Here is a 16,699-nt window from a genome sequence, read left to right as displayed (position 1 = left end):
TCGCACCTGTCGCGCGAAACCGCGAATCGGGCGCAAAGCGGGCGCAAAGCAGTCACAAAAGCGAACGCCCCGCGAGAGCGGGGCGTTGTGCGCACCGGACCGGCCGGTGAAGCGCGAAATCGCCGTGTGACGCCGGCGTCGGCGGCTCAGGGGCTCAGCGCTTCATCAGGCCGCGGTACCACTCGTGGAAGTGCTTCATGCCGTCTTCCATCGGACTCTGATACGGGCCGACCTCGTTGTCGCCGCGCTCCATCAGGGCCTTGCGGCCGGCGTCCATGCGCAGCGCGATCTCGTCGTCCTCGATGCAGGTCTCCATGTAGGCGGCCTGCTGGGCCTCGACGAAGTCGCGCTCGAAGGCGACGATCTCCTCGGGGTAGTAGAACTCGACGATGTTGGTCGTCTTCTGCGGGCCCTTGGGGAAGAGCGTCGAAACCACCAGCACGTTGGGGTACCACTCCACCATGATGTTGGGGTAGTAGGTCAGCCAGATCGCGCCCTGCTCGGGCGCCTCGCCGCCGGAGAAGCCCAGCACCTGCTCATGCCACTTGCGGTAGACCTCGGAGCCCGGTTTGGCCAGGTCCTTGTTCACGCCCACCGTCTGCACCGAGTAGTCGCGACCGAACTCCCACGCCAAGTCGTCGCAGGTGACGAACTGGCCCAGTCCCGGATGGAAGGGGCCGACGTGGTAATCCTCCAGATAGACCTCGATGAAGGTCTTCCAGTTGTAGTCGCATTCGTGGACGTGGACCTTGTCGAGCTGGTAGCCGCTGAAGTCCAGCGCGCCGCGCGGACCGAGCTTGCCCAGGTCCCCCGCGATGTCGCGGCCGTTGTCCTCGAACAGCAGGCCGTTCCACTCCCGGATCTTGTAGCGGTTCAGGTGCAGGCAGGGGTCCTGCTTGAAGTGCGGGGCGCCGACCAGCTCGCCCTTGAGATCGTAGGTCCAGCGGTGCAGCGGGCAGACGATGTTGCTCTGCGTGTTGCCGCGTCCGCGCAGCATCACCGCCTGGCGGTGACGGCAGACATTCGAGATCAGTTCCAGACCCTGCGCGCTGCGCACGATCGCGCGGCCTTCGCCTTCCTGGGGGAGCGCGTAGTAGTCGCCGACCTCGGGCACGGCGAGCGCGTGACCGAGATAGCGGGGGCCGTGCTGGAAGATCAGTTCCTGTTCGCGGCGGAACAGGTCTTCATCAAAGTAGCTTGTGACTGGCAGCTGGAGCGTGGATTGAGCCGTGCTGCGTTCAAGAGAGCTGAGAGGGATGCTCAGGTCGGACATGATCCAAGAGGGTCTCCAAGAAACCAATGTCAACCGTCGCCGGGTCGCCCCCCAGATTGGACGAGCCGACATGTTGGACTGAACGTGAAACAAATGCCGCGCCGACGGCCTCGAATCGCTGAATCGACGACCGCCGGGCCCTTTTAGGGCATCGGTGCGGGCAGGGGAACCGGTGATTGTACCCGGGCGGGGGTGACGGCGCTCCCAGGGCGACGTCAAGACGCCGGTAACACCGGCTGACGGTTGTGGCGCTTGGCTCACATCCCTCGATGGTCGGACGGCGGACGGCACAAGGGTGGTGCTTACAATCAGCCTTTTCGCGTTTTGAAATGAGCAAGCCATCCGCCAGCGCCAAGTCGGCGCCCAACCAGCCCCCGGAGGGGTCGGAGCCCGCCAGCTACGAGCAGGCGGTGGAGGAATTGGAACGCCTGGTGCAAGCCATGGAAGCCGGTCAGCTACCGCTGGACCAGCTCCTGGCCAGTTACCAGCGCGGAGCGGCGTTGCTCAAGTTCTGCCGTGCGCGGCTGCAGGCCGTCGAACAACAAGTACAGGTCATCGAAGACAGCGGCGCGCAGGCTTGGGGAGAAGAGTAATTGGATGCTGGTGTGTTCGAACGTTGGGTGAAGCAGTCCCTGGCGGATGTCGAGCTCTCGCTGGAAGCGTGGGTGCCGGAAGCGGCCCCCGCGGGCCTGGGAGAGGCGATGCGGTATGCGGTGCTGGGCGCCGGCAAACGGCTGCGGCCGCTGCTGGTGCTGGCGGCCGCCGAAGCCGTGGGCGGCAACCGGGAAGCCGCCATGCGTGCCGCGTGCGCGGTGGAGCTGATCCACGCCTATTCGCTGGCCCATGACGACATGCCCTGCATGGACAACGACGTGCTGCGCCGCGGCAAGCCCACGCTGCACGTCCAGTACGGCGAGGCCCAGGCCATGCTGGCCGGCGACGCGATGCAGGCCCTGGCCTTCGACGTGCTGACCCCGGACGCCGGCATCGAGCCTGTGCTGCAGGCTCAGCTGTGCAAGCTGCTGGCCCGCGCCAGCGGCTACGACGGCATGGCCGGCGGCCAGGCGATCGATCTGGCCAGCATCGGCAAGCCGCTGGACGAGGCGCAGCTGCGCGACATGCACCGCCGCAAGACCGGCGTGCTGCTGCAGGCCAGCGTGCTGATGGGCGCCGCCTGCGGCGCGATTCCGGCCGCGGCCACCGAGGCGCTGAGCCGCTATGGCGCGGCCATCGGGCTCGCGTTCCAGGTCGTCGACGACATCCTGGATGTGACGCAGGACTCGACCGTGCTGGGCAAGACCGCCGGCAAGGATCAGGACAACAACAAGCCGACCTACGTCAGCGTGCTGGGCCTGGAGCCCGCCCGCGCGTACGCGCTTCGACTGCGCGACGAGGCGCATCAGGCGCTGGCCGACAGCGGCCTGGCCGACACGGCCTGGCTGAGCCTGCTGGCCGACAAGGTCGTCGAGCGCGACAACTGAAACGGGGACCCGGTTCATGAGCGACAACGAACATACGCAGGCGCAGCAGGCTCCGGCCTCGCAGACGCTGCTCGGCACGATCGAAGGACCGGCCGACCTGCGCCGGCTCTCCCGCAGCCAACTCCCGCAACTGGCGGACGAGTTGCGCGCGCACGTGCTCAACAGCGTGTCCAAGACCGGCGGCCATCTGTCGTCGAACCTCGGCACGGTGGAGCTGACGCTGGCGCTGCATTACGTCTACGACACGCCGCGTGACCGGCTGGTCTGGGACGTGGGTCACCAGACCTATCCGCACAAGATCCTGACCGGACGCCGCGACCAGATGTCGACGCTGCGCCAGCAGGGCGGCATCTCGGGCTTCCCGCGCCGCGACGAGAGCGAGTACGACACCTTCGGCACCGCGCACTCGAGCACCTCGATCTCCGCCGCGCACGGCATGGCGATGGCCGCCCGGCTCAAGGGCGAGTCGCGCCGCGCGGTCGCCATCATCGGCGACGGCGCGATGACGGCCGGCATGGCCTTCGAGGCGCTGAACAACGCGGGCGTCGCGCATGGCGGCCTGCTGGGCGACGTGCTGGTGATCCTGAACGACAACGACATGTCGATCAGCCCGCCCGTGGGCGCGCTGAACAAGTACTTCACCCGGCTGATGAGCGGCAAGTTCTACGCTGCCGCCCGCGAAGGCGCGAAGTCGGTGCTCAAGCACACGCCGCTGTACGAGTTCGCCCGTCGCTTCGAGGAGCACACCAAGGGCATGTTCGTGCCCGGGACCATCTTCGAGGAGTTCGGTTTCAACTACGTCGGCCCGATCGACGGCCACGACCTGGATGCGCTGATCCCCACGCTGGAGAACCTGCGCGACAAGAAGGGCCCGCAGTTCCTGCACGTCGTGACGCGCAAGGGCCAGGGCTATAAGCTGGCCGAGGCCGACCCGGTGAAGTACCACGGTCCGACCCCGTTCAACCCGGCCGAAGGCATCAAGCCCTCGACCACGCCCGCGAAGAAGACCTTCACGCAGGTATTCGGCGACTGGCTGTGCGACATGGCCGAGGCCGATCCGACGCTGGTCGCCATCACCCCCGCGATGCGCGAGGGCTCGGGCATGGTGGAGTTCCACAAGCGCTTCCCGACCCGCTATTACGACGTCGGCATCGCCGAGCAGCACGCGGTGACCTTCGCCGGCGGCATGGCCTGCGAAGGCATGCGGCCGGTGGTGGCGATCTACTCGACCTTCCTGCAGCGCGGCTACGACCAGCTGGTCCATGACGTGGCGCTGCAGAACCTCCCCGTGCTCTTCGCGCTGGACCGCGCGGGCCTGGTCGGCGCCGACGGCGCGACGCACGCCGGCAACTACGACATCGCCTTCACGCGCTGCATCCCCAACATGAGCGTGCTGACCCCGGCGGACGAGAACGAGTGCCGTCAGGCGCTCTACACCGGCCATCTGCACGACGGCCCGGTGACGGTGCGCTACCCGCGTGGCGCGGGCGTGGGCGCCGAGATCCAGAAGGACATGACCGCCCTCGCCTGGGGCAAGGGCGAGATGCGCCGCACCTCGTCGCTGGCGCAGGGCCGCGGCACGCCCAAGATCGCCATCCTGGCTTTCGGCACGCTGTTGTATCCGGCGCTGAAGGCCGCCGAGGCGATCGATGCGAGCGTGGCCAACATGCGCTTCGTGAAGCCGCTGGACACGGCGCTGGTTGCCGAACTGGCTCGCACGCATGACGCGCTGGTCACGGTCGAGGACGGTTGCATCATGGGCGGCGCGGGCAGTGCCGTCATGGAAGCGCTGCAGGCGCAAGGCCTGACCCTCCCGGTGCTGCAGCTGGGCCTGCCCGACGAGTACATCGAGCACGGCGAACCCGGCAAGCTGATGTCGCAATGCGGCCTGGACGCCGCGGGCATCGAGCACTCCATCCGTGAGCGCTTCCTGACGCCGGTCGCGCCGGTGCTGCGTTCGGTCGCGAACAGCTGAGGTTGCCGATCTCGACGCCGAACGGCGCCGGCCTTGCGGTCAGCGCCGTTTTGCTTTTGTGGGATGCGCGATGACCGCGGCCCGTTCGGCCTGTTCGGCCAGAGCGGGCGCCAGTGCGTTCCGCAGCGCGGCGATGAAGTCCTCCGTCAGCGCATGGGCCGGCCGATTCAGCGGTCGCAGCGCCTGAATGCGGAAGGGCACGGACACAGAGAACGGCCGTACGTGCAGCGCCGGCCCCTCGCAGGCCCGGGCCGTCAGCGGATTCACCAGCGCGATGCCCAGGCCGTGCTGGACCAGCGCGCAGACGGCGATGGCGCTGTGGGTCTCCAGCTGTTCTCGTCGCTGTACGCCTGCGGCGGCGAAGATCGTGTCGAACTGGCGTCGATAGGGGTCGTCCGCAGCCAGGCCAACGAAGCGCTCCCCGGCGAAATCAGCCGGTGTCAGCACCGCCCGTTCCAGCAGGCGATGGCCGGCGGGGAGCACGCAGACCTCGTCGAGCTCGGCCAGCGTCTCGCCCACGGTGCCGGGCACGGCGGCGCTGACTTCGCTCAAGCCCAGGTCGAAGCGTTGCGCGGCCATCCATTCCTCCAGCAGCGGTGACTCCTGCGGCGTCAGCGTCAGCTGCGCCTGCGGATGGGCGCAGAGCCAATCCGCGCTGGCCGTCGGCAGCAGCGCGTGCGCAAGCGCCGGAAGCGTGAGGACTCGCAGGCGTTCATCCTCGGCCCGGCCCAAGGCCTGCGCCCGAGCGACGACCTGATCCAGACCTTGATACGCGCGCTGGACCTCGTCGAACAGCGCCAGCGCGCGCGCCGTCGGGCGGACGCGACCGGGCGTGCGCTCGAACAGCGCGTAGCCGAGCAGCATTTCCATCCGGGCCAGCTCCCGGCTCACCGTCGGCTGCGAGGTGAACAGCCGCTGCGCCGCCCCCGTGACGCTGCCGGCGGTCATCACCGCGCGGAAGATCTCGATGTGGCGATGGGTGATCGGCGGAGCAGGGGAGGCGGTGGGGCCGGGGAGGGCGCTGGCGGACATGTGCGGCAGCATAGCAGTGCATATCAGGAATGAATTCGCCAATCAAAACAAAGCATTTGATTGAATGCCTCGGGGCAACGATGCTCTGGCCATTCCCCTTCTGTTCTTTCATTCCTCTCACCGCCAGGACCGACGGCCATGCCCCAAGCGCTCACCCCCGCCCGCGAACAGCAACTTCAAACGCTCGCCGCCCAGCACGGCACGCCGCTGTGGGTCTACGACGCGGCCGTGATCCGCGAGCGCGCCGCCTCGCTCAAGGGCTTCGACACGGTGCGCTTCGCGCAGAAGGCCTGCTCCAACACCCACATCCTCCAGCTGATGCGCGAGCAAGGTGTGAAGGTGGACTCGGTGTCGCGCGGCGAGCTGCTGCGCGCGGTGGCGGCGGGCTACAAGGTCGGCCGCGGCGCCGACGCGGTGCACTCGGACATCGTCTTCACCGCCGACCTGCTGGATCGCGAGACGCTCAAGACCGTCGTCGACCTGGGTGTGCCGGTGAACGCCGGCTCCATCGACATGCTGGAGCAACTGGGCGAGGTCTCGCCTGGCCATCCGGTGTGGCTGCGCCTGAATCCCGGCTTCGGCCACGGCCACAGCAACAAGACCAACACCGGCGGCGAACACAGCAAGCACGGCATCTGGCATGAACAGCTCGGCGACGCGCTGGCGGTCATCGCCCGCCGAGGGCTGACGCTGATCGGGCTGCACATGCACATCGGCTCGGGCGTCGACTACGGCCACCTGGCGCAAGTCTGCGGCGCGATGGTCGAACTGGTGCGGGTGGTCAAGGCCAAGGGCCTGGATCTGCAGGCGATCTCGGCGGGAGGCGGCCTGTCGATTCCCTACCGCGACGGCGACGCGCGCATCGACGTCGCGCATTACTTCAGCCTGTGGGATGCGGCGCGCAAGCAGGCCGAGGGCGTCGTCGGCCATGGGCTGGAACTGGAACTGGAGCCGGGCCGCTATCTGGTGGCCGAGTCGGGCGTGCTGCTGGCGGAGGTCCGTGCGGTGAAGCGTCAGGGCGGGCAACATTTCCTGTTGGTCGACGCCGGCTTCAACGAGCTGATGCGTCCCGCGATGTATGGCAGCTTCCATGCGATGGACCTGATTCCCGCCGACGGTGAGCGCCGCGCCACTCGCGCGACCGTGGTCGCGGGCCCGCTGTGCGAGTCGGGCGACGTGTTCACGCAGGGCGACGGCGGCGTGGTCCTGACGCGCGAGCTGCCCGAGGCCCGGGTCGGCGACCTGCTGGTCATCCACGACACCGGCGCCTATGGCGCGTCCATGTCCAGCAACTACAACAGCCGCCCGCTGATCGCCGAGGTGCTGGTGGATGGCGACCGATCGCGCCTGATCCGCCGCCGTCAGACGGTCGAGGAGCTGCTGGCGCTTGAAGCCTGATCTCGGAAGGCCCGCCAGCGCATGGCCCGCCGGAAGGTGGGCCATTGTCATTTGATCGACATTCGCTATCAGATAAATGTAATTCAATAGTCTTCATCAATAGGGATTCGCAATAGGCCTCATTGGGGAATTCAACCCCGCGTCAGAGGGGCGGCCCCTATGATTCAACCCATCCCATCAACCCTCACAGCGAGAGAAGAGCACATGTCCCTGATCAACACCCAAGTTCAGCCCTTCAAGACCGAAGCCTTCCACAACGGCAAGTTCATCACCGTCACCGAAGAATCGCTCAAGGGCAAGTGGTCCGTGCTGATCTTCATGCCGGCCGCTTTCACCTTCAACTGCCCGACCGAAGTCGAAGACGCCGCCGACAGCTACGCCGAGTTCCAGAAGCTGGGTACCGAGGTCTACATCGTCACGACCGACACGCACTTCTCGCACAAGGTGTGGCACGAAACCTCGCCGGCCGTCGGCAAGGCCAAGTTCCCCCTGGTCGGCGACCCGACCCACACCCTGACCAACGCGTTCGGCGTGCACATCCCTGAAGAAGGTCTGGCGCTGCGCGGCACGTTCGTGATCAACCCGGACGGCGTCATCAAGACCGCTGAGATCCACTCGAACGAAATCGCCCGCGACGTGTCGGAAACCCTGCGCAAGCTGAAGGCCGCCCAGTACACCGCCGCTCACCCGGGTCAAGTCTGCCCGGCCAAGTGGAAGGAAGGCGAGAAGACCATCGCCCCGTCCCTGGACCTGGTCGGCAAGATCTAAGGATCAGCCAACCGCTGGAGCGGGCGGCCGGCAACGGCCCTCGCTCCGGACCGGTGAATCGGATGAGGACGATCCTCAACCCCTCACTGCACATGCGCTGCTCGCGGACCGCACCGGTCCGCGGGAGGGCGCTCGGCCGCCCCTGCTTGGACATGACGGATCGACGCGATCCAGGGAGGCCGGTTCTCGAAGTCGCTTGAAGCAATAGAAGCAATCGAAAGGAAGCAACGATGTTGGACGACAACCTGAAGGCGCAACTCAAGGCCTACCTGGAGCGGGTCACGCTCCCCTTCGAGATCGAAGCTTCCCTGAGCGACTCCGAGAGCTCCACGGAGCTCAAGCAGCTCCTGCAGGACATCGCCGGGATGTCCGACAAGATCACCCTGAGCCTGGACGGCAACGATGCGCGCAAGCCCTCGTTCAGCCTCAAGCGCACGGGCTCCGAGCAGAGCCTGCGTTTCGCCGGCATCCCGCTGGGCCACGAGTTCACCTCGCTGGTGCTGGCGCTGCTGTGGACCGGCGGCCATCCTCCGAAGACGGAGCAGGCGACCATCGACCAGATCAAGGGTCTGGACGGCGACTACCTCTTCGAGGTGTACATGAGCCTGTCCTGCCACAACTGCCCGGACGTGGTGCAGGCGCTGTCGCTGATGGCGGTGCTGAACCCGCGCGTCAAGACGGTGATCGTGGACGGTGCGCTGTTCCAGGACGAGGTCAACGCCCGCGAGATCATGGCCGTCCCGACCGTCTATCTGAACGGTCAGGAGTTCGGCTCGGGCCGCATGACCGTCGAGGAGATCGCGGCCAAGCTCGACACGAACGCGGCGGCGAAGGACGCGGCCAAGCTGTCGGCCAAGGAGCCCTATGACGTGCTGGTGGTCGGCGGCGGCCCGGCCGGCGCTGCGGCCGCGGTGTATGCGGCGCGCAAGGGCATCCGCACGGGTGTCGCGGCCGAGCGTTTCGGCGGTCAGGTCAATGACACGCTGGCGATCGAGAACTACATCTCGGTGCTGTCGACGGACGGTCCGAAGTTCTCGATGGCGCTGGAGTCGCACGTCAAGGATTACGGCGTGGACGTCATGAACCTGCAGCGCGCGGACAAGCTGATTCCGGCGACGACGCCCGGCGGGCTGGTGGAGATCCAGCTGGCCAATGGCGGCGTGCTCAAGAGCAAGACGGTGATCCTGTCGACCGGCGCGCGCTGGCGCAATGTCAACGTGCCGGGCGAGCAGGAATACAAGAACAAGGGCGTGGCCTACTGCCCGCACTGCGACGGTCCGCTGTTCAAGGGCAAGCGCGTGGCGGTGATCGGCGGGGGCAACTCCGGCGTCGAGGCGGCGATCGATCTGGCCGGGCTGGTGGCGCATGTCACGCTGATCGAGTTCGGCGAACAGCTGCGGGCGGATGCGGTGCTGGTGAGGAAGCTGGAGAGCCTGGCCAACGTGACCATCGTGACGTCGGCGCAGACGACCGAGTTCACGGGGGCGGGCGGGAAGCTCAACGGGTTGAACTACACGGATCGCGTGAGCGGCGAGGCCAAGCGGATCGAGCTGGAAGGGGTGTTCGTGCAGATCGGTCTGGTGCCCAACACCGAGTGGCTGCGCGGCACGCTGGAACTGTCCAAGCACGGCGAGATCATCGTTGATGCGAAGGGGCAGACCTCGCTGCCGGGCGTGTTCGCCGCGGGGGACGCGACGACGGTGCCTTACAAGCAGATCATCATCGCGGCCGGCGATGGGGCGAAGGCGGCGCTGAGCGCGTTCGATCATCTGATCCGGAATTGATGGGCGGCTTCGGCCGGCTTCGAGAGACAACGCCCCGTGAGGGGCGTTGTCGTTGGGGCTCTGGCAGTTGAAGACCCTCTCCCCAGCCCTCTCCCGCAAGCGGGCGAGGGGGCAAGACGGGCTCCTTGTGCCAGGACATGGGTGACACCTGTGCCAGGAGAAGGGTGACACCTGTGCCGGGACGCAGGTCGGGGGGCGATCCCCTCGCCCCCGGAGGGGTATAGGGCTAGGGAGAGGGGGCGCGGGCTGCCAGCCGACCCCGCCACAGGCTCTCCGCGCTGTAGACGATTAACGCCGACCAGATCAGCACGAAGCCGACCAAGCGGGCCCCCGCCAACGGCTCGTGATACAGCCACACCCCCAGCAGGAACTGGATCGTCGGTGACAGGTATTGCACCAGACCCAGCGTTGTCAGCGTGATGCGGCGCGCCCCTGCCGCGAACAGCAGCAGCGGCACCGCCGTCAGCGGCCCCGCCATCAGCAGCCATCCGACCTGCGACGGCTCGCCCGTGGCGAACGCGCTCGTCCCCCGCGCGGTCCACCAGACCAAGGCCGCGATCGCGAACGGCGACAGGATCAGCGTCTCCAGCGTCAGCCCTTCGAGCGCCCCCAGATGGGCGGTTTTGCGCATCAGCCCGTAGAACCCGAAGCTCAACGCCAGCACCAGCGCGATCCAAGGCAAGCGCCCGGCGGTGACCGTCAGCCAGATCACGCCCGCCGCCGCCAGACCGATGGCGAGCCACTGCACCGGCCGCAGCCGCTCCCGCAGGAAGACGAAGCCCAGCATCACATTGACCAGCGGGTTGATGAAGTAGCCCAGGCTGGCCTCGACCACATGACCGTGCTGCACCGCCCAGACGTAGACCAGCCAGTTGCTCGACAGCAGCAGCGCGGACAAGGTGCAGGTCGCCAGCAGCTTGGGCGAGCGCAGCACCGGCCCCAGCCAGGCCCAGCGGCGCAGCACCGCCAGCACGATCGCCACGAAGACCAGCGACCACACCGTCCGATGCGCGATGACCTCCAGCGCGTCGACCCCCGACAAGCGCTTGAAGTAGAGCGGGAACAGCCCCCAGGCGATGTAGGCCAGCGCGGCGAAGAGCATGCCGGTGCGGGCATGGGCCGCGTGGGCGGCGGCATCGGAGGTGTCTTGAGTCATGGGCGTGGGCGGTCGGCCGGAGCGGCGCGGGTCCGCGATTCTGCCCAAGCGTTCCCGCCCTTGCTGTCTCGCGGTCGTCGGCGCAGGATGCGGCCCCATGGCCATCGTCGAATTCACCTCGCAGCTGCATCGCTTCGTCGATACGCCCCGGCTCGACTGCGATGCGGACACCCTGGGCGCGGCGCTCTCGCTCGCCTTCGACCACAACCCGCGCCTGCGCGGCTACATCCTTGATGACCAGGGGCATCTGCGCACGCACGTGGCCGTCTTCATCGACGGGCACAAGGCGCGCGACCGTGAAGGGCTCAGCGATCCGCTGGTCTCGGCGTCCAAGGTCTATGTGCTGCAGGCCTTGTCGGGAGGATGACGAGCACGCCCCATCGTCGCCCTCGTCGGCTGGCCAAATCGTGGACTGCGCCGTCAAGGTCAAGGTCAAGGTCAAGGGCGAAGTCGAAGGCGATGTCGAAGGCGATGTCGATGTCGATGTCGATGTCGATGTCGATGTCGATTTCCGCCGGCTTCGAACGTCGATCTCATCTCAGCCGCCATCGGCCTGGTCGGACCAGGCCCCGCCAAGGAGACACCGATGACCGCCACCGCCTGGGTCGCCACCCGCAAGGGCCTCTTCGAGCTGCAGCAGCGTCATGACGCCGCGAGCGGCGGCTGGGCGATCGCCCGGCACAGCTTCGTTGGCGATCCGGTCAGCATGGTGTTGCCGGCGCCGCCCGGCGGCGGACGCATGCTCGCGGCGCTGAATCTCGGTCACTTCGGCTGCAAGCTGCAGGCCTCGGACGACGGCGGCGCGACTTGGCGCGAGCTGCCGCCGCCCGCCTTCCCGCCGCAGCCCGAGGACGCCGAGGGCCCGGCCTGGAAGCTCCAGCAGATCTGGTCGCTGGAGCGCGGCGGCGACGGGCGGCTGTGGGCCGGCACCATCCCCGGCGCGCTTTTCGTCAGCGACGACGAGGCCGAATCCTGGCAGCTGGTGGACACGCTCTGGCACCGCCCGGAGCGGCTGGGCTGGTTCGGCGGCGGCTACGACGCGCCGGGCATCCATTCGGTGAATGTGGACCCGCGCGATCCGAGACGGCTGTTGCTGGGCATCTCCTGCGGCGGGGCCTGGCGCAGCGAGGACGGCGGCGCGAGCTGGCGCATCAGCGCCAAGGGCATGCGCGCCGACTTCATGCCGCCCGAGCAGGCCGGCGAGGAGAACACGCAGGACCCACATCGCATCGTGGCCTCGGCGGCCGATCCCGACGTGTTCTGGTGCCAGCATCACAACGGGGTGTGGCGATCGGTGGACGGGGGCGCGAACTGGTCCGAGATCAAGCCGCCGCTGTCGGGCTTCGGCTTCGCGGTGGCCGCGCATGCGGGCGACCCTAACACCGCCTGGTTCGTCCCCGGCATCAAGGACGAGAAGCGCATGCCCGTCGAGGGCGCGCTCGTCGTCAACCGCACCCGCGACGGCGGCCGCAGCTTCGAGACGCTGCGCGCCGGCCTGCCGCAGTCGCATTGCTACGACCTGATCTACCGCCACGGGCTGGCCGCGCATGAGGACGGCCGGCGGCTGCTGATGGGCAGCACGACGGGCAACCTCTGGGCCAGCGACGACGCGGGCGACCGATGGCGTCTTGTCTCCGGACACCTGCCGCCGATCTACGCGCTGCGATTCGGTTGAGCGAGAGTCCGGGCGAGCGCGAAGGCGCTCAAGTCGCCTCGCGCGGATCGCCGGCGGCCGAGGCTGCCACGCCTGCGAGGAACGGCGCCCACTCCGGCCCGAGGGGCGCTTCGACGGAGAGTTCCGCCCCGGAGAGCGGATGCGCCAGCGTCATGCGCTGCGCATGCAGCCACAGGCGCTGATGTCCGAAGTGCGCGGCGAGGGCGCGGTTCAGCGGCCCCTTGCCGTGATTCGAGTCGCCGACGATGGGATGGGCGATGTGCTTCAGGTGCCGGCGGATCTGATGCCGCCGTCCCTGCACGGGCTCGCAAGCCAGCAGCGCCACGCGCGTCGTCGGGAAGCGCGGATCGGTGCTCAGCGGCAGCTCGAGGCGGTTCAGGCAGGACCACTCGGTCTGGGCGTCCAGCAGGGGCTGTCCGGCGGAGGGAAGCTCGGGATCGCGCGCGAGCGGATGGTCGATCACGCCTGCGTCCTCGGCCGGCCAGCCGCGCACCAGCGCCAGGTAGCGCTTGCGAGTGCGGCGCTCGGCCAGAGCGACGCCCAGCACGCTCGCCACCGACGAGTCCAGCGCGAAGACCAGCACGCCCGAGGTGCCGCGGTCCAGTCGATGCGCCGGCCACACCGGCCGGTCGAGCTGATCGCGCAAGCGCTGCAGCGCGGCGTCCTGCTCGTGGGCGTCCAGCGCCGTGCGATGCACCAGCAGTCCGGCGGGCTTGTCGATGATCGCGAGCGCGTCGTCCAGGAACAGCAGCGGCAGCGGGCGCGCCGAGGCGGGCGCGACGCGGGCATCGGCGTCGATGCGGGCATCGTGCTTGCCACCGGCTGCGGCACTCGAAGCGTCGCCATCGGGGTCGGCGCCGGAAAGGGCTGCGGGGAATGCAGGGGAAGTGGGAGTCGTCATGGGTCGATCGGAACGCGCATCGCACCGTGTCCCGTGTTTGAGCGCGCTTTTCCCCGTTTCGGGGGAGCGGCCCACCACAGAGGTGGTCGCCAAAATCCTGTCATCTGGACTGCCCATCATCAAGACCGGGCAGTCCTCGTCCAGCACGCATCGTCCATCGGTCACGGGTCAGCAGGAGTACGCCATGCCTCAGGAGTTTCACGTCGGTCACCGGTCCCTTCTGGATCGGCTGCTGACCGCATTGGGCGACGCCGTGCGGCGCGCCCCGGCCGTGCGGCTGGTCAATCGATCTGGCCGTCCACATACAGCCACACGCCCCGCTCGCGCACGAAACGGCTGATCTCGTGCATGCGTTGCGCGCGGCCGCCTGACTTGCTGCGCGCGACGAATTCGACGGTCTCGTGATCGGTGTCCTGGCGTTCATGCCGGCGCACGTCCAGACCCAGCCAACGCAGGTCGGGCTGACCGCGCTCCAGCGATTCGGGCCGGGTGTCCGGATGCCAGCTGGCGAGCAGGTAGTCGATCAGGTCCAGCGTGTAGGCGCTGTACCGCGAGCGCATCAGCGCCTGCGCATCGGGGGCGGTGAGGGCGCCGGACTCGGCGAAGGCGCGGTGCAGGACGCCGCAGCAGGCGTCGTAAAGGCGGCCGCTGCCGCAGGGACAGGCCGTGGCGTTCGCCGCGGCGCTGGATTTTTCAGGCTTCATGAGGGCGGCATCATGCCAGCCTCTCTAGAATGGCTGGATGAATTCCCAGGACTTCGGCGATCCCAGCGCCCCGCAAGACGACCTGTTCAACAGCCCGCGCGTCCCGCGCGGCCTGCTGGACAACCTGAACCCCGAGCAGTACGCGGCGGTGACGCTCGGCCAGGAACCGGCGCTGATCCTGGCGGGCGCGGGCTCGGGCAAGACGCGGGTGCTGACCACGCGCATCGCCTGGCTGATGAGCCAAGGCCTGGTGACCCCCGCCGGCGTGATGGCGGTGACCTTCACCAACAAGGCCGCCAAGGAGATGGTCACCCGGCTGTCCGCGATGCTCCCCGTGAACGTGCGCGGCATGTGGATCGGCACCTTCCATGGCCTGTGCAACCGCTTCTTGCGCGCGCATTGGAAGCTCGCGGGCTTGCCGCAAGGTTTTCAGATCCTGGACGCGAGTGACACGGTGTCCGCCGTCAAGCGCGTCATCAAGGCGATGAAGCTGGACGAGGAGCGTTTCGTCCCCAAGCAGGTGTCCTGGTACATCGCCGGCGCCAAGGAGGACGGGCTGCGTCCCAAGGACATCGACCTGCGCGACGAGCAGACCCGCAAGCTGGTCGAGATCTATCAGGCCTATCAGGACCAATGCGAGCGCGAAGGCGTGGTCGACTTCGCCGAGCTGATGCTGCGCAGCTTCGAGCTGATGCGCGACAACGCACAGCTGCGCGAGCATTACCAGCGCCGCTTCCAGTACGTCCTGGTCGACGAGTTCCAGGACACCAACAAGCTGCAGTACGCCTGGCTGAAGATGTTCGCGCCGCCAGGGCGCGGGCAGGGGGTGTTCGCCGTCGGTGACGACGACCAGAGCATCTACGCTTTCCGCGGCGCGCGCGTGGGCAACATGGCCGACTTCGAGCGCGAGTTCCGCGTGCGCAAGGTCGTCAAGCTGGAGCAGAACTACCGCAGCTTCGGCAACATCCTGGATGCGGCCAACGCGCTGATCAGCAACAACAGCCGCCGCCTGGGCAAGAACCTGCGCACCGAGGCCGGCCCGGGCGAGCCGCTGCGGGTCTATGAGTCGAGCAGCGACTTCGCCGAGGCGCAATGGCTGCTGGAGGAGGCGCAGGCGCTGCATCGCCAAGGCCTGCCGCGCAGCGAGATCGCGGTGCTCTATCGCAGCAACGCGCAGTCGCGGGTGATCGAATCGGCGCTGTTCAACGCCGGCGTCCCCTATCGCGTCTATGGCGGCCTGCGCTTCTTCGAGCGCGCCGAAGTGAAGCACGCGCTGGCCTACCTGCGCCTGATCGAGAACCCCAACGACGACACCAGCTTCCTGCGCGTCGTCAACTTCCCGACCCGCGGCATCGGCGCGCGCACTGTCGAGCTGCTGCAGGACGCGGCGCGCGCGAGCGGCCGCTCGCTGTACCAGAGCGTGGGCGCGATCAGCGGTCGCGGCGGCTCCAGCCTGGGCAACTTCGTCGCGATGGTCGACCTGATGCGCGAGGCCACCGCCGGTCTCACGCTGCGCGAGATCATCGAGCACGTCATCGAGCAGTCCGGTCTGACGGCCTTCTATCGCGCCGAGAAGGAAGGCGAGGACAGGCTGGAGAACTTGGGCGAACTGATCAACGCCGCCGAGGCCTTCGTGACGCAGGAGGGCTTCGGCAAGGACGCGGTGGCGCTGCCGGTGGACGAGCACGCGCCCGGCGCGATCGCCGAGGGCCTGCCGAACGCGGTCGCTCCGGCCGCGCCCGCGACGCCGGACGCGGAGACCGGCGAGATCATGTCGCCGCTGGCCGCGTTCCTGACGCATGCCTCGCTGGAGGCCGGCGACAACCAGGCGCAAGCCGGGCAGGACGCGATCCAGCTGATGACGGTGCACTCGGCCAAGGGGCTGGAGTTCGACGCCGTGTTCATCACCGGGCTGGAGGAGGGGCTGTTCCCGCACGAGAACTCGCTGTCCGACGCCGACGGGCTGGAGGAAGAGCGCCGGCTGATGTACGTGGCGATCACGCGCGCGCGGCAGCGGCTGTACATCAGCTTCTGCCAGACGCGGATGCTGCACGGCCAGACCCGCTACAACATCAAGAGCCGCTTCATGGAGGAGCTGCCCGAGGAAACGCTCAAGTGGCTGACGCCGCGCAACCAGGGCTTCGGCTCGGGCTTCGCGAAGGACTATCAGCAGGCATGGCAGCGGGGCTCGGGGCTGAAGTCCATGGTGGGCGCGGGCCGCGTGGATCCGGCGGGCTTCCCGCAGGCGCCGGTGCCCAGCGCGATGAAGCAGTCGGCCGCGCAGAAGACCGGCGACGAGCACGGCGGGCTGCGCGTCGGCAAGGGCGTGTTCCACAACAAGTTCGGCGAGGGCGTGCTGATGACGCTCGAGGGCAGCGGGCCGGATGCGCGCGCGCAGGTGAACTTCGGCCGCCACGGGACGAAGTGGCTGGCCTTGAGCGTGGCGAAGCTGACGCCGATTGATTGAGCGCGTTCGCCGTCGCCTGACGCGTTCAGGCTGATGAATGCAGGCCGGCCAGGGTGACCTGGGCCGGCCTGATACGCTCGCGGCG

Annotated in this window: 15 protein-coding genes; 10 read left to right on the top strand and 5 right to left on the bottom strand. The window is 68.0% G+C overall.

Annotated elements, in window-relative coordinates; genetic code table 11:
• Positions 1 to 154: 154 nt before the first annotated feature.
• Positions 155 to 1,273 carry an aromatic ring-hydroxylating dioxygenase subunit alpha gene (locus ABDW59_RS12585; RefSeq protein ID WP_343630182.1) on the bottom strand — a complete coding sequence of 373 codons (1,119 nt, stop codon included), beginning with the start codon at positions 1,271 to 1,273 and terminating at the stop codon, positions 155 to 157.
• A gap of 329 nt (positions 1,274 to 1,602) precedes the next feature.
• Between ABDW59_RS12585 and xseB the strand changes: the two genes are divergently transcribed.
• From xseB to dxs, 3 genes are read left to right on the top strand one after another with little or no spacing between them, the layout of a single operon-like run.
• On the top strand, positions 1,603 to 1,866 hold the full coding sequence (gene xseB, locus ABDW59_RS12580) for an exodeoxyribonuclease VII small subunit (RefSeq protein ID WP_343630181.1): 264 nt from the start codon (positions 1,603 to 1,605) through the stop codon (positions 1,864 to 1,866).
• A 12-nt stretch (positions 1,867 to 1,878) separates the two neighbouring features.
• Positions 1,879 to 2,754 carry a polyprenyl synthetase family protein gene (locus ABDW59_RS12575; protein WP_343630180.1) on the top strand — a complete coding sequence of 292 codons (876 nt, stop codon included), beginning with the start codon at positions 1,879 to 1,881 and terminating at the stop codon, positions 2,752 to 2,754.
• A gap of 16 nt (positions 2,755 to 2,770) precedes the next feature.
• The gene (gene dxs, locus ABDW59_RS12570; protein WP_343630179.1) at positions 2,771 to 4,729 is read left to right on the top strand and encodes a 1-deoxy-D-xylulose-5-phosphate synthase; all 1,959 of its coding nucleotides are present in this window, start codon (positions 2,771 to 2,773) and stop codon (positions 4,727 to 4,729) included.
• Positions 4,730 to 4,768: 39 nt separating this feature from the next.
• Here the strand turns inward: dxs and ABDW59_RS12565 are convergent, their stop codons facing one another.
• Positions 4,769 to 5,761 (bottom strand): LysR family transcriptional regulator, encoded by a 993-nt coding sequence (locus tag ABDW59_RS12565; RefSeq protein WP_343630176.1) that lies wholly within the window; start codon positions 5,759 to 5,761, stop codon positions 4,769 to 4,771.
• Between the two features lie 138 nt (positions 5,762 to 5,899).
• Between ABDW59_RS12565 and lysA the strand changes: the two genes are divergently transcribed.
• The 3 genes from lysA to ahpF all read left to right on the top strand — a co-directional run bounded on the left by lysA (position 5,900) and on the right by ahpF (position 9,711).
• The gene (lysA, locus tag ABDW59_RS12560) at positions 5,900 to 7,159 is read left to right on the top strand and encodes a diaminopimelate decarboxylase (protein WP_343630175.1); all 1,260 of its coding nucleotides are present in this window, start codon (positions 5,900 to 5,902) and stop codon (positions 7,157 to 7,159) included.
• A gap of 204 nt (positions 7,160 to 7,363) precedes the next feature.
• Positions 7,364 to 7,927: an alkyl hydroperoxide reductase subunit C gene (gene ahpC, locus ABDW59_RS12555; protein WP_067069061.1), complete on the top strand. Its 564-nt coding sequence runs from the start codon at positions 7,364 to 7,366 to the stop codon at positions 7,925 to 7,927.
• Between the two features lie 230 nt (positions 7,928 to 8,157).
• A complete protein-coding gene (ahpF, locus tag ABDW59_RS12550; RefSeq protein WP_343630172.1) occupies positions 8,158 to 9,711 on the top strand; it encodes an alkyl hydroperoxide reductase subunit F in 1,554 nt (517 codons plus the stop codon).
• Between the two features lie 226 nt (positions 9,712 to 9,937).
• Here the strand turns inward: ahpF and rarD are convergent, their stop codons facing one another.
• On the bottom strand, positions 9,938 to 10,867 hold the full coding sequence (gene rarD, locus ABDW59_RS12545; protein WP_343630171.1) for an EamA family transporter RarD: 930 nt from the start codon (positions 10,865 to 10,867) through the stop codon (positions 9,938 to 9,940).
• Positions 10,868 to 10,964: 97 nt separating this feature from the next.
• On the opposite strand from rarD, the gene ABDW59_RS12540 reads away from it, so the two are divergent.
• The 3 genes from ABDW59_RS12540 to ABDW59_RS12530 are packed head-to-tail and all read left to right on the top strand — an operon-like array spanning position 10,965 to position 12,542.
• On the top strand, positions 10,965 to 11,234 hold the full coding sequence (locus ABDW59_RS12540; RefSeq protein WP_343630170.1) for a MoaD/ThiS family protein: 270 nt from the start codon (positions 10,965 to 10,967) through the stop codon (positions 11,232 to 11,234).
• A gap of 40 nt (positions 11,235 to 11,274) precedes the next feature.
• The gene (locus ABDW59_RS12535) at positions 11,275 to 11,457 is read left to right on the top strand and encodes a hypothetical protein (protein ID WP_343630169.1); all 183 of its coding nucleotides are present in this window, start codon (positions 11,275 to 11,277) and stop codon (positions 11,455 to 11,457) included.
• Positions 11,454 to 12,542: an exo-alpha-sialidase gene (locus tag ABDW59_RS12530; RefSeq protein ID WP_343630168.1), complete on the top strand. Its 1,089-nt coding sequence runs from the start codon at positions 11,454 to 11,456 to the stop codon at positions 12,540 to 12,542. Before ABDW59_RS12535 ends, ABDW59_RS12530 begins: the two co-directional genes overlap by 4 nt.
• 28 nt (positions 12,543 to 12,570) lie before the next feature.
• Here the strand turns inward: ABDW59_RS12530 and ABDW59_RS12525 are convergent, their stop codons facing one another.
• A complete protein-coding gene (locus tag ABDW59_RS12525) occupies positions 12,571 to 13,443 on the bottom strand; it encodes a pseudouridine synthase (RefSeq protein ID WP_343630166.1) in 873 nt (290 codons plus the stop codon).
• Between the two features lie 281 nt (positions 13,444 to 13,724).
• Entirely contained in the window at positions 13,725 to 14,147 is a 423-nt protein-coding gene (locus tag ABDW59_RS12520) for a YchJ family metal-binding protein (RefSeq protein ID WP_343630165.1), read from the bottom strand.
• Positions 14,148 to 14,184: 37 nt separating this feature from the next.
• On the opposite strand from ABDW59_RS12520, the gene ABDW59_RS12515 reads away from it, so the two are divergent.
• Positions 14,185 to 16,614, top strand: a complete 2,430-nt coding sequence (locus ABDW59_RS12515) for a UvrD-helicase domain-containing protein (protein WP_343630163.1) — start codon at positions 14,185 to 14,187, stop codon at positions 16,612 to 16,614.
• Positions 16,615 to 16,699 lie beyond the last annotated feature (85 nt).

Source organism: Roseateles sp., from assembly GCF_039595295.1.
Lineage (GTDB): Bacteria > Pseudomonadota > Gammaproteobacteria > Burkholderiales > Burkholderiaceae_C > Roseateles.
Note: the sequence above shows the minus strand (reverse complement) of the source record. Positions and strands in the feature narration are given on the sequence as shown.